Raw genomic sequence first — 12,347 nt, 5'->3', positions numbered from 1 at the left:
GTGGACCCTCATCGGCTCAGCGGCCGTTGACGAACCGCTGATACTGGGCTCGCGCCTCGTCCGGCGTGATCGCCCGGTCGAGGAACATCAGCGAGTCCATCCGGCAGTTGCACGGGTTCCGCTCGACGGTGTCCTGCGGGAACGATCCGCCGACCTTGATGCCTCGCGGCAACGTGTCGGAGGTGCCGGTGCCGTCGACCTGCCACGGGTCGCCGGCGGAGGTGTAGAACCCCTCGACGGCCTTGCCGTTGCGGTAGAGCGCCATCTTGCCCGTGGTGTAGTCGAACGTCGCCGCCAGGTGCACCCACTGACCTCGTGGCAGCAGGGTCTGCCAGTCCGCCGAGGCGGCGAAGGTCTGCGAGGCCCCCTCGTCGAGCCGGCGTCCCAGCGCGACCAGGCGCAGGGTGCCGTCGACGTTGATGAGCTCCAGCAGGGCACGTACGCCATGGCCGTCGGAGTTGCCCGAGAGCACGCCGGCCAGCCCGATCGCGTTGAATCGGTCTGTCGGATCGGCGGTCACCGAGTTGAGTGCCGGCCCGTCCATGTCGACCTTGAACCAGCCGGCGACGGTGATCTGCTCGGCTCCCGCGAACGGCGCCAGCGACGGGACCCCGTTCTGGTTGAACGTTCCCGCCTTCCAGTCGTCGTTGCCGTTGACCTCCGGGTCGACCTGCTGGGTCTGCAGGGCGTTGTTGCTGGTCCGGTAGGGCGAGTCGGTCACCTGCATCGCGTTGCCGCCGTTGACTTGGTTGAGCAGCGTCCGCGAGAAGCCCTGGTCCTCCTCGCGCGACCCCGGGGCGAAGGGATGCTCGAAGTCGTAGTAGCTGACCAGGTCCTCACGCAGCGACGGCACGACCTCGCTCGGCCACGGCCGCTGCACCGTGTTCACGACCTTCCAGATCTTCCCGTTGGCCTTGGCGAGCAGGTAGAGGTTGCGGCGGGAGTCGGTGCCGAAGCGCAGGTCGACGCGCGGGTGGTCGACGAAGTCCTGCATCGAGAGCCGCTTGCCGGAGGTGTCGAAGAGCTGCATCTGGTGCAGGGTCGCCTCACGGCTGCTCCCCCGCCGCATCTGCCGGGAGTCGGTCCAGTAGACCTCGCCGTTGACCAGGTCGCCGAAGACGTACTTGCCCTTCAGGTCGTCAAACCGGCCGCGGTAGACGACACCGCCGCTGACGGCGTGGCCGCTGTCGGAGGTGCAGGAGTAGTTGGCCGGCGGGTCGTGGTCGAAGGAGGCCACCGGAAGGGTGAAGCCGGACATGTCGTAGTCGTCGGGGACGGTGTAGAGGGCACACTCGTCGGTGTTGTCGTAGAGGAGCCGGCCCTCGATCTCGCTCCAGCCCAGGTTGTCCCCGGCCTTCACGTCGTAGACGCCCTCGATCGCGTGCTGGCCGATGTGGCCGAGCAGGAAGGTGCCCTTCTCGACGTCCCACGAGAACCGGTGCGGGTCGCGCATGCCGTACGCCCAGATCTCGCCGATGGCGCCCTCCCGATCGACGAACGGGTTGCTGTCCGGGACCCCGTACGCCCCGTTGCGGCCGTCACGGGCGAGCGGGTCGATCCGCAGGATCTTGCCGAACGGGTTGCCGAGGTTCTGCGGGTCGTCGCTCCGGACGCCGTTGCCGCCGTCGCCCGAGGCGATGTAGAGCAGCCCGTAGTCCTCGTCGCCGGGCCTGGCGGTCGGGTTGAAGTCGATCTGCTGGATGGCGTGGATCTGGCCGGCGAAGTCGATCCGCATCACCTCACGGCTGGTGCCCTCGAAGGTGTCGGCCGCGGGGTCGGTGGCGTCCCACTCGGTGACGACGCTGACCGTGCGCCCGGAGCCGGGGTTGGTCTGCGACGGGAAGGTGGGCGTCTTGGCGAAGGCGCCGAAGCGCTCGGTGTGGGTGGTGTAGAAGAGCCCGTTCGTCTCGAACTCCGGGTGGAACGTGATGAACCCGGCGCCGCTGCCGAGCCCGGCACCGGACCAGAAGTCGACGAAGTGGTCACGAAGGTTCAGGTACTCGTGCTGCTGCCCGCCCTCGAGCAGGTACATCGGCCCGTTGAGGTCGGGGACGTACATCCGGCCCGAGCCGTCAGGAACCTCGCCGATGAAGTTGATGCGGTTGTGGCGGACCAGGCGCTGGTCGGTGGGGGCGGGGTAGGGCTCGGTCTTGGGAAGCTGAGTGACCTCCTGGAGCACGAGGCCGAGGCTGCTGCGCAGGGGCTGTTCGGGGATGGGGTCGGGGACGGGCTCGCTGCCGGGGATGGCGGCGTTGGCAGAGAGCGTGGGGGTGAGTAGCGCGGCGAGCATGGCGCCCACCGCGAGACCGCCCCATAGACGTGAGGTTCCCATGGGTGTGTTCTCTCCTTACCGAGGTTCAGCGATGACGGAGCCCCGCGACGGTGACGTCGCGGATGCGCCCGAAGTTGTCGAAGGAACCGAAGCCGAACCGGCCTCCGGTGAAGGTGGTGTCGGTGGCGGTCATCCGGGGCTCGTCGGCGCCGTCGAGGTAGACCGCGATCGCGCCCGTGCGGGCGTTGTAGTCGAGACGTACGTCGTGCCACTCGGCGTCGGTGATCGACGGCGCTGCGCCGACGGTGCCGTTCCACTGGTGGTCGATGCGCAGCCGGTCGGCGTCGTTGACCACGAAGATGCCGTTGTGGGGGTAGATGGTGTTGTCGGTCGAGAGGTGGGCGTAGTAGAAGCGCGTCGGGGACTGGTAGTTCCAGACCAGGATCACGTCGCGGTTGGTGACCGTGACGGCCTCGTCGATGCGGACCTCGGCGCGGTAGGTCAGCGAGCCGAGCTCGGGACCCTTGGTCACCACGGCGTACTCGAAGGGGCGTCGTGGGCCGGGCTGTGCCGTCCCGGGCTCGGTCAGGATCACCTGGCCGTCCTCAAACGCCCATTTCTCCTCGGTCACCGGATCCCAGTCAGCGAGGCTCGCCCTAGGCTTGACCACGCTCAGACCGGGTCCTTCGGCCGACTGTGCATGTGTCTGGGCATGTGCTCCGGCGAGCGGAGCGGCCAGGGCCACTGCGAGGGCGACCACACCGGCGCGTACGCCTCGCCCGACCATTCGGTTCAGCTTCCATCTCATGGTGCTTTCCCTTCCCCTAATCGGGACCGTCGGTGGTCCCTGCTGAGGTTGTTGCGGCTCCCCCGAGATAGAGCTCGGCCATGCGCGGATCGGCGAGCAGGTCGGCAGCGGCCCCTGCGATGTGCACCTTCCCCAGGTCGAGTACGCATCCCAGGTCCGCCGACTCCAGGGCCCGCCGGGCGTTCTGCTCGACGAGCAGGACCGCCAGACCGGCGTCTCGCATGCGTACGACCTGCTCGAACACAGTGGCCGTGGTCTTCGGGTCCAGGCCCATGCTGGGCTCGTCGAGCAGCACCACCTTCGGGCTCACCATCAGCGAGCGGGCGAACTCGACCTGCTTCTGCTGACCGCCTGAGAGCGCGCCGGCGAGGGTGTTCCACCGCTCGGCGACGACCGGGAAGAGGGTCTTCACGAAGTCAGTCCGCTCCTGGATCGCGGCCGTGTCACGCACCGTGTAGGCGCCCAGGCCGACGTTCTCGGCCACGGTCATCTCCTTGAAGACGGAGTGCCCCTGGAGGACATGGGCCATGCCCGCGCGGAGCATCTGCTGCGGCCCGTTGCGGGTGACGTCGACGCCGTCGACGGTGATGGTGCCCGAGCGTGGCGTCAGCATGCCGCTGGCGACCTTGAGCACGGTGGACTTGCCGGCTCCGTTCGGGCCGACCAGACAGACGATCTGACCTGCGGGAACGGTGACGGTGAGGCCGCGCAGCACCAGCGCCGCGCGGCCGTAGCCGGCCTCGATGTCGCGCAGCTCGAGAAGAGGTTCAGACACCAAGGTAGGCCTCCAGGACTCGTGGGTCGTTCTGCACGTCAGCCGGCGCACCGGAGGCGATCGGGCGGCCGCGGTCGAAGACCACGACGTGGTCGGAGAGGCTCATCACCAGCTCCATGTTGTGCTCGACGATGACGAAGGTGCGGCCCTCGGCGTTGAGCTCGCGCACCAGCGTGGCGATCCGGCCGATCAGCGCCGGGTTCACACCGCCGGCTGGCTCGTCGAGCATGATCGTGTCGGGCTCGGCCATCAGCACTCCGGCGAGCTCGAGCAGCTTCTGCTGCCCGTAGGAGATGTCGCGGGCCTCGCTGCGCTCGAGGTGCTCGATGCCGACCCGGGCCAGCAGCTCCCGCGCCCGGGCGATGTCGTCGGGGTTGTGTGCCCCGCGCAGCCGGTGGACCAGCCCGGTGGAGCGGACCCCGGCGAGCACGTTGTCGAGCACCGTCATCCGCGGGAAGATCCGGCACAGCTGGAAGCTGCGTCCGAGCCCGGCCCGCGCGATCCGGTGAGGTGCGTGGCCGGTCACGTCGCGACCCTGATAGGTCACCGTCCCCGAGTCGGGCCGGATCATCCCGGTCACACAGTTGAAGAAGGTGGTCTTGCCCGACCCGTTCGGGCCGATCAGGGCGTTGATCTTGCCCTCCTGGAAGCTGACCGTGGCATCGTCCACGGCGCGTACGCCGCCGAACGCCTTGGTCAGTCCATCGGTCGTCAAGAACGTCATCGTTTCGCCTCCTCGAGCGCCTTGCGCTCCTCGGCCAGCTGGGCTGCGTCCACCTCGCGGATCGAGGTGCCGCCGGGGCGGAATCGGTCGAACTGCGCGGTCAGCCAGGGGATGACCCCGTCGGGCATGAAGAGCACGACCAGGGCGAGCAGGAGGCCGAGCGCGACCAGGTGCAGCTGGGTGTCGCCGTACTGGTTCTTGAAGAACTCGACCGCGTAGCCCACGATCACCGCGCCGACGACCGGACCGAGCAGGCTGCGTACGCCGCCGAGGAGCGACATCAGCACCAGATAGGAGCCGGTCAGGATGGAGAACTGGAAGATCGGGTCGAGCGAGCCGAACCAGAGGGCGTACATCCCGCCCGCCATCGCGGTCATGAACGCCGAGACGACGAAGACGACCAGCTTGTAGGCGAACGTGGGCACGCCCAGCGCCTGGGCCTTGTCCTCGTCCTCCCGGATCGCCTTGAGCCCGGTGCCGAGCCGCGACCGGTCGATCACCCACCACAGCACCAGGGCGACCAGGGTCAGCGCCACGAACAGGTAGAAGAACCGCTCGTGCTGCTCGGGCCGGAGTACGTCGGTGCCGAACGGCCGCGGCACCCGCAGCCCGTTCGACCCGCCGGTCACGTCGGACCAGCTCTGCGCGACCAAGAGCAGGATGAGCACCAGGGCGATCGAGACGATCACGAACGAGGCGCCGCGGACCCGCAGCGACGCGATCCCGATCGGCACCGCCGCCAGGCCCACGAGCACGGCCGCGACGACCATCGAGACCCATGGGTTCACCCCGGCCTCGGTGATCAGCAGCGCGGTGCCGTAGCCGCCCAGCCCGGAGTAGGCGGCGTGTCCCAGCGAGATGTAGCCGGTCAGCCCGCCGACGAAGTTCCACGCCACCGCGAGCGCGGCGTAGCTGGCGATCACCACGCCCACCGACAGGATGAACGGGTCCGGGGCGAGCGCCGGGAAGGCGAGCACGAGGCCCAGTGCGACGGCGGCCGCGACGAGCTTCGTCACCAGGACGGAGCGGCCCGAGGACGTACGGCTTTCTCGGTGTCTAGAAGCGCTGAGCAAGACGACCTCCGAAGAATCCCTGGGGGCGGAACATGAGAGTGGCGAAGAGGGCGAGGTAGAAGACCGTCTGCGCCCACGTGGTGCCCATCGGGATCTGCAGCAGGCTCTGGGTCACGCCGAGGACCATCGCCGCGACGGCGGCGCCGGGGATGCTGCCGAGGCCGCCGATCACGATGATCGCCATCAGCGGTCCGATCCAGTGCCAGTGCAGCGAGGGATAGATGGTGGCGTCGAGCGCGAGCGCGGTGCCACCGACCGCCGCGGTCGCCAGGCCGAGCCCGAAGCCGAAGCCGGCGATCCGGTCGGTGTCGATGCCGAGCAGCTGGGCGGCCTCACGGTGCTGGATCGTGGCGCGCAGCGCCTGGCCGAAGCGGGTCTTCTTGAGCAGCAGGTAGAGCGCCAGGAGCGAGACCGCGGCCAGCCCGAAGGCGACCAGCTTGACCACCGCGATCCGTGCTCCCCACAGCTCCAGGCTCGCGCTGGAGTAGCCGAGCTGGATCCGCCGCTGGGTGCCGGAGAAGAGGTAGCCGAGGCCGCCCTCGATGATCAGGGCGATCGCGAAGGTCAGCAGCACCGACATCATCGTCAGCGTCGCCGGCCGCAGCCGGGAGAGCAGCGCCCGCTGCATCCCATAACCTGCCGCGAAGAAGAGCGGCACGGTGATGATCAGCGAGAGCAGCGGGTCGAGCCCGGTCTGCGTCGTGAAGAACCAGGCCAGGTACGCAGCCAGGATCAGGAACGCGGAGTGGGCGATCATCACGACCCGCATGACGCCGAAGTAGAGCGTCAGGCCGGCGGCGAGCAGGGCATAGAGGCCTCCGAGCAGCAGCCCCAGGATCAGGCTCTGCAGAAGGAGTGGTCCCGACATCGGCTCACCACGCCGGCTTCGGGTAGATGAACTCGGCCTCGGCCTGGTCCTCGGGCAGGACGATCTTGATCTCGCCGTCCACCCACTGCTGGATCATGTGGGCGCTCTGCGGGCGGCCCTTGTCGTCCCAGCTCAGCGGCCCGACGACGGTCTCGACCTCGTTCTCGTGCAGCCAGTCGATCAGCTTGGACTGGCAGTCGGGGTCGGGCTCGGCACACTCGACCGCCTCGACCGCTGCCGCGACGACCTGGCCCGTGGTCCAGGCGTTGGCCTCGTCCTCACCGGGCGCCTCGCCGTGCTTCTCCTCGTAGAACTTCACGAACTCCTGGTTCTCGGGGTAGTCCGCCTTCGTGGTGTAGCCGGTCGGCGCGATGATGCCCTGCGTCTTGTCGCCGATCGCCTCGGCGAACTCGGTCTCGGTCGGCGCGGTCGAGAACGCGGCCAGCTTGGGCTGATAGTTGAGCTGCTGCAGCGCGACGATCAGGTTGACACCGTCCTGGTACTGGCTGCCGCCCACGACCATGTCGGCCTTGCTGTCGGCGATCTTGGCCGCGATGCTGCTGAAGTCGGTGGTGTTGGGCGGGTAGACCTCGTCCACGACGGTCTTGACGCCGCCCTCCTCCAAAGCCTCCTTGAGGCCGTAGGCGGTGCCCTGGGCGAACGGGTCGTCCATCGAGGCGTACGCCGCGGTCTTGGGCCGCTCGGCCTCCGGCATCGCCAGGATGTGCTCGGCGAGGAGCTTGTAGTGGTCGTCGGCGACGGCGGGGGCGGCGTAGAAGAGGTTCTCGAAGCCCTCCTCGAAGACCTCGGGCGCCGCGCCGGCAGGCTCGACGAAGAGGTAGCCGTAGTCCTGGGCGACCTGCGCTGCCGGGATCACCAGGCGGGTGGAGAACGGACCGACGACCAGGTCGACCTGCTCCTGGTTGATCAGCTTCTCGTAGTCGGCGGCGACACGCTCGGCGCTGGACTGGTCGTCGAGCATCTCCAGTCGTACGTCGCGGCCGAGCAGGCCGCCGTTGGCGTTGACGTATTCGGCCCAGGCCTCGTATCCGCGCTGGATGCCCTTGCCGGGCTCGCTGAAGTCGCCGGTCAGGGGCAGCGAGATGCCGATCACTATCTCGTCGTCGCCGCCTCCTTCCTCGGCGGCGCCACAGGCGGCGAGGGTGGAGGCGAGAGTCACGGCTGCCGCGGCGGCCAGGGTTGCTCTGGACCGCTTGATCGCGGTGGGGGTCTTCGTGAAGCGCATCTGCGGGTCTCCTCTACGAAAGCGCTTACGTAAGCGTTTACGATGACGTTACCGACTCTCGCTTAGTGTGGCAAGAGTCACATTCCTGACGACAAGGGGCATCGATGGTCCGAACCAACCGCTCCCCCCGCCTGATCGACGTCGCCCATGCATCCGGCGTCTCGATCGCAACCGCCTCCCGCGCGCTCTCCGGAACCCCCGGTGTCAGCGACTCGGTGGCCGAGAAGGTCCGCCAGGCGGCACGCGAGCTCGGCTATGTCGCCAATCTCCATGCCCGCTCGCTCGCCAGCGGATCGACGGCCACCATCGGGCTCGTCGTGCACGAGATCGGCGACCCCTATTTCTCCGAGATCGCCAGCGGCGTGCTCAGCCTCGCCGCCGAACACGGACGCACCGTCCAGATCTGCCACACCGGCCGCGACCCCGAGGCCGAGGTCGAGCAGGTACGCAGCCTGGTGGCCAACCGCGTCGGCGCGATCCTGATCGCGGGGTCGGGCTTCGTGGACGCCTCGGTCGAGGCGCCGATGCGGTTCGAGGTGCAGCGCTACGCAGAGGCGGGCGGCCGGGTCGCCGTCGTCGGCCGGCACCACCTCGGGGTCGACAGCGTGCTGCCCGACAACCGCCCCGGCGGTCGCGCCGTCGCCGAGCACATCCTCGGCCTGGGCCACCGGCGCATCGTGGTCGTCTCGGGCACCCTGGAGCTGACCACCGTCGCCGACCGTCTCGAGGGGGTGCGCGACGCGCTCGAGGCGGCGGGGCTCGACGCCGACGACGTACCCGTCCTCGAGGGGCCGTTCACCCGCGAGGGCGGACGCGAGTGCATCCGCCGGATGCTCGCCGACCACCCGCGTACGACCGCTGTCATCGCCCTCAACGACGACATGGCCATCGGGTGTCTCTCCCAGCTGCGCAGCTCCGGGGTCTCGGTGCCGGGCCAGGTCTCGGTCAGCGGGTTCGACGACGTCGCCGTAGCCCAGGACCTCTCCCCCGGACTCACGACCGTGCGCCTGCCGATGGCCGAGATGGGCGCTCGGGCGCTGACGCTGGCGTTGAAGGAGCCCGGCGCACGCGCCCGGCGGCAGCGGGTCCCCGCCGAGCTCGTGGTGCGCGACTCGACCGGGCCGGCCGCTCGATAGCCGCGCGGTCTAGGGTTTCTCCAGTGAAGGATCTGCGGGTACCACCGGGCCCTGGGCTGCCCGAGGGTCTCGTCATCCCCGACTCCGAGCTGGTCGAACGTTTCTCCCGCTCCCCCGGCCCCGGCGGGCAGTCGGTCAACACCACCGACTCCCGCGTCGAGCTCTCCTGGGACCCGGCCGCGTCATCCGCCCTCGACGAGCGCCAGCTCGCCCGCCTCCTCGCCCGCTCCTCGGGACCGCTCGTCGTCGTCTCGCACGAGCAGCGCTCCCAGCACCGCAACCGGGTAGCCGCCCGCGAGCGCCTCGCCGACCGCATCCGCGAGCTCCTCGCCCCGCCACCACCCACCCGACGCCCCACCAAGCCCACCCGCGGCTCCAAGGAGCGCCGCCTCGACGCCAAGCGCCAGCGCGGACAGACCAAACAGCTCCGCGGCCGCGTCCAAGACTGACCGCCGAGGCGTCACGTACGTCGGCCGAAGCGTCAGCCCCGCCGACCGAGACGTCACGTACGTCGGTCGAAGCGTCAGCCCCGTCGACCGAGGCGTCGCGTACGTCGGCCGAGGCGTCATCCCGTCGACCGAGACGTCAGCCCGGTCGGCCGAGACGTCACGTACGTCGGTCGAAGCGTCAGCCCCGTCGACCGAGAGGTCACGCACGTCGGCCGAGATGCCACCGGGAGGAAATCTCGATTCGCCGGAGTGACGCCTCGCCCGACCGGAGTGACGCCTCGCCCCTCGGGCGTCAGGTGGGGTCGGGGTCGGTGGCCAGCCGGGCGTGGGTCTCGGTGTCGTAGCGGACGCCGTCGTAGAGCAGCTTCTGGCGTTCGCGCCCCTCGACGAGGAAGCCGGCTGCGGTGGCGACACGGCACGACCCGGGGTTGTCGAGGCGGTGGCCGGTCTCGAGGCGGAAGAGGTCGAGCTCGTCGAAGCAGTGCCGAGCCAGCAGCTTCAGGCCGGTGCTGCCGACACCTCGCCCGCGGTGCTTCTCGAGGGTCCAGTAGGAGATCCAGCCGACGCTGTGGACCCGCATGTGGGTGGTGACCCGCATCTGCCCGAGGATGTCGGCGCCGTCGACGACCGCAAAGGTGTGCGCCCGGTCCGCGACCGCGTCCTCAGCCCACCCGGCGATCAGCCGCTCGGCATCCTCGACCGTGACCACGTCCGCCGGCCGCTCGGTCTCCATCCCGGCGCCTGCGTACGCGGCGAGCAAGACCTCCGCGTCCGACTCCTCCCACTCGCGGAGCCGAAATCCGGTCACAGGGTCGACTGGATGCCGGCGAGGAGCTGACGGGCCATGACGATGCGCTGGACCTGGTTGGTGCCCTCGTAGATCTGGGTGATCTTGGCGTCGCGCATCATCCGCTCGACCGGGTAGTCGCGGGTGAACCCGTAGCCACCCAGCAGCTGGACGGCGTCGGTGGTGACCTGCATCGCGACGTCGGACGCGAACGCCTTGGCCGCGGCACCGAAGAAGGTCAGGTCCTTGTCGCCCCGCTCGGAACGACCCGCGGCCGCGTAGGTGAGCTGGCGGGCGGCCTCGATCTTCATGCCCATGTCGGCGACCATGAACTCCACACCCTGGAACTCCGCGATCGCCTTGCCGAACTGCTTGCGCTCCTTGATGTAGCCCAGCGCATAGTCCAGCGCACCCTGCGCGACACCGACGGCCTGGGCCGCGATGGTGATCCGGGTGTGGTCGAGGGTCTGCATCGCATAGGTGAACCCGAGACCCTCCTCGCCGATCAGCCGGTCCGCGGGGATGCGTACGTTGTCGAAGTAGACCTCGCGCGTCGGAGAGCCCTTGATACCGAGCTTCTTCTCCGGGGCACCGAAGGAAACCCCTTCATCCGACTTCTCCACCACGAACGCGGAGATCCCCTTGGAGCGCTTCTCCGGGTCGGTCACCGCGAGCACGGTGTAGTACTCCGAGACGCCGGCGTTGGTGATCCAGCGCTTGACTCCGTTGAGCACCCAGAAGTCGCCGTCGCGTACGGCCCGGGTCTTCTGGTTGGCCGCATCCGAGCCCGCGTCGGGCTCGGAGAGACAGTAGGAGAAGTTGCCCTCACCAGCGGCGAGCTTGCCGAGGTACTTCTTCTTCAGCTCCTCCGAGCCACCGATCTGCACCGGCAGCGAGCCGAGCTTGTTCACGGCGGGAATCAGCGAGGCCGAGACGTCCGCACGAGCGATCTCCTCGATCACCAGGACCGTCGCGAGCGCGTCGGCACCCACACCGCCATAAGCCTCCGGCACATGCGGCGCGAAGAACTCGGTCTCGACCAACGCGTCGTGCGCCTCCTGCGGGTAGCGAGCCTCCTCGTCGACCGCAGCCGCGGCCGGAGCGATCTTCGCGTCACAGATCTCGCGGATGGCCTTGCGGATCTCCTGGTGCTCCTCGGAGAGGGCGAACAACGGGTACTCGGCACTCATGTCCCGGAGTCTATGCCTGTTTGCTACTCGCCAGTAAGTCGGTGGGCCACGGAATCCACCGACCCCCGTTGTTGTTGTGCGCTACATGACCGTTGCGTGGCTCGACCAGGACACCATCGACAAGCTCCTCGACGACTCCGAGACCTGGGCGGTCGTCGGCCTCTCGGGCGATCCGTGGCGTACTGCCTACTCGATCGCCCAGGAGCTCCAGCAGCACGGCAAGCGGATCATCCCGATCCACCCCGGCGCAGCCGCCGAGGGCAAGGAGGTGCTCGGCGAGAAGGTCTACGCGACCCTGGCCGACGCCGCTGCAGCCGTCGGGAAGATCGATGTCGTCGACGTCTTCCGCCGTTCCGAGGCCGCCGGCCAGTTCGCCGACGAGGCAGTGGCGATCGGCGCCGGTGGCGTGTGGTTCCAGATGGGCGTGGTCGATGAGTCCGCCTTCGAGCGCACCACCGCGGCCGGAGTGCCGATGGTCATGGACACCTGCCCCAGCAAGATCTGGTTCGAGCGCGCCCGGACCGGCGCGCGGGCGTAGGGCTACGGCTCGAACGTCATCGTCCGCAGGTGCTCGTAGATCACCGAGGTCTCCACATCGGCGATCTCGGCTCGCGAGGTGAGCCGGTCGATCACGAACGCGTAGAGCGCGTCGTTGTCGGCGACCGCGACGTGGACGATGAAGTCCATCCGGCCGGAGGTGACGAAGACGCCGACGGCCTCGGGGAGCGCGCCGACCCAGTCGCGGAAGGATTCGATGTTGGCCCGCGAGGGCGGTCGGATCCGCACGGCGACGAGCGCCTGCACGCCCCGGTCGATCTGGCGCAGGTCGAGGTCGAGGTACGCCCCGCGGATGAGCCCGCGGCGCTGCATCGCCCGCGCGCGGTCGTGCACGGTGGTCGCCGAGACGCCGACTTCTGCGGCGATGTCCCGGAGGCTCCGCCGTGCATCCATCGTCCAGGCGGCCAGAATCTGACGGTCAACTTCATCCATGCACGCCAGACTAGCCAATCTTCCTGACA

General features: G+C 69.0%; 13 protein-coding genes. 3 read left to right on the top strand and 10 right to left on the bottom strand.

What is annotated here, in order from left to right; genetic code table 11:
- Positions 1–16: 16 nt before the first annotated feature.
- From ABTX24_RS26755 to ABTX24_RS26725, 7 genes are read right to left on the bottom strand one after another with little or no spacing between them, the layout of a single operon-like run.
- On the bottom strand, positions 17–2,332 hold the full coding sequence (locus ABTX24_RS26755; protein ID WP_350843980.1) for a PQQ-dependent sugar dehydrogenase: 2,316 nt from the start codon (positions 2,330–2,332) through the stop codon (positions 17–19).
- Positions 2,333–2,357: 25 nt separating this feature from the next.
- Complete coding sequence (locus ABTX24_RS26750; protein WP_350843978.1) at positions 2,358–3,080, bottom strand: hypothetical protein; 723 nt, start codon at positions 3,078–3,080, stop codon at positions 2,358–2,360.
- A 16-nt stretch (positions 3,081–3,096) separates the two neighbouring features.
- Positions 3,097–3,855 carry an ABC transporter ATP-binding protein gene (locus ABTX24_RS26745; protein WP_350843976.1) on the bottom strand — a complete coding sequence of 253 codons (759 nt, stop codon included), beginning with the start codon at positions 3,853–3,855 and terminating at the stop codon, positions 3,097–3,099.
- The gene (locus ABTX24_RS26740; protein ID WP_160025102.1) at positions 3,848–4,579 is read right to left on the bottom strand and encodes an ABC transporter ATP-binding protein; all 732 of its coding nucleotides are present in this window, start codon (positions 4,577–4,579) and stop codon (positions 3,848–3,850) included. The genes ABTX24_RS26745 and ABTX24_RS26740 overlap by 8 nt, the downstream gene beginning before the upstream one ends.
- Positions 4,576–5,595: a branched-chain amino acid ABC transporter permease gene (locus tag ABTX24_RS26735; RefSeq protein ID WP_160025103.1), complete on the bottom strand. Its 1,020-nt coding sequence runs from the start codon at positions 5,593–5,595 to the stop codon at positions 4,576–4,578. Before ABTX24_RS26735 ends, ABTX24_RS26740 begins: the two co-directional genes overlap by 4 nt.
- Positions 5,596–5,635: 40 nt before the next feature.
- Complete coding sequence (locus ABTX24_RS26730; protein ID WP_160025104.1) at positions 5,636–6,520, bottom strand: branched-chain amino acid ABC transporter permease; 885 nt, start codon at positions 6,518–6,520, stop codon at positions 5,636–5,638.
- Positions 6,521–6,524: 4 nt separating this feature from the next.
- A complete protein-coding gene (locus tag ABTX24_RS26725) occupies positions 6,525–7,766 on the bottom strand; it encodes an amino acid ABC transporter substrate-binding protein (RefSeq protein ID WP_350843974.1) in 1,242 nt (413 codons plus the stop codon).
- A gap of 104 nt (positions 7,767–7,870) precedes the next feature.
- Between ABTX24_RS26725 and ABTX24_RS26720 the strand changes: the two genes are divergently transcribed.
- Complete coding sequence (locus ABTX24_RS26720; RefSeq protein ID WP_350843972.1) at positions 7,871–8,902, top strand: LacI family DNA-binding transcriptional regulator; 1,032 nt, start codon at positions 7,871–7,873, stop codon at positions 8,900–8,902.
- A gap of 23 nt (positions 8,903–8,925) precedes the next feature.
- The gene (gene arfB / locus ABTX24_RS26715) at positions 8,926–9,351 is read left to right on the top strand and encodes an alternative ribosome rescue aminoacyl-tRNA hydrolase ArfB (RefSeq protein WP_350843970.1); all 426 of its coding nucleotides are present in this window, start codon (positions 8,926–8,928) and stop codon (positions 9,349–9,351) included.
- Positions 9,352–9,643: 292 nt separating this feature from the next.
- Here the strand turns inward: arfB and ABTX24_RS26710 are convergent, their stop codons facing one another.
- Complete coding sequence (locus ABTX24_RS26710; protein ID WP_350843968.1) at positions 9,644–10,159, bottom strand: GNAT family N-acetyltransferase; 516 nt, start codon at positions 10,157–10,159, stop codon at positions 9,644–9,646.
- The gene (locus ABTX24_RS26705; protein ID WP_160025108.1) at positions 10,156–11,328 is read right to left on the bottom strand and encodes an acyl-CoA dehydrogenase family protein; all 1,173 of its coding nucleotides are present in this window, start codon (positions 11,326–11,328) and stop codon (positions 10,156–10,158) included. The genes ABTX24_RS26710 and ABTX24_RS26705 overlap by 4 nt, the downstream gene beginning before the upstream one ends.
- A gap of 85 nt (positions 11,329–11,413) precedes the next feature.
- Between ABTX24_RS26705 and ABTX24_RS26700 the strand changes: the two genes are divergently transcribed.
- Positions 11,414–11,866: a CoA-binding protein gene (locus tag ABTX24_RS26700; RefSeq protein ID WP_350843966.1), complete on the top strand. Its 453-nt coding sequence runs from the start codon at positions 11,414–11,416 to the stop codon at positions 11,864–11,866.
- A 2-nt stretch (positions 11,867–11,868) separates the two neighbouring features.
- On the opposite strand, the gene ABTX24_RS26695 is transcribed toward ABTX24_RS26700, so the two are convergent.
- Positions 11,869–12,318 carry an Lrp/AsnC family transcriptional regulator gene (locus tag ABTX24_RS26695; RefSeq protein WP_160025110.1) on the bottom strand — a complete coding sequence of 150 codons (450 nt, stop codon included), beginning with the start codon at positions 12,316–12,318 and terminating at the stop codon, positions 11,869–11,871.
- Positions 12,319–12,347 lie beyond the last annotated feature (29 nt).

The organism is Nocardioides sp. NPDC127514 (assembly GCF_040302125.1).
Taxonomy (GTDB): Bacteria; Actinomycetota; Actinomycetes; order Propionibacteriales; family Nocardioidaceae; genus Nocardioides.
This window is presented reverse-complemented; position numbering and strand designations above follow the sequence as displayed.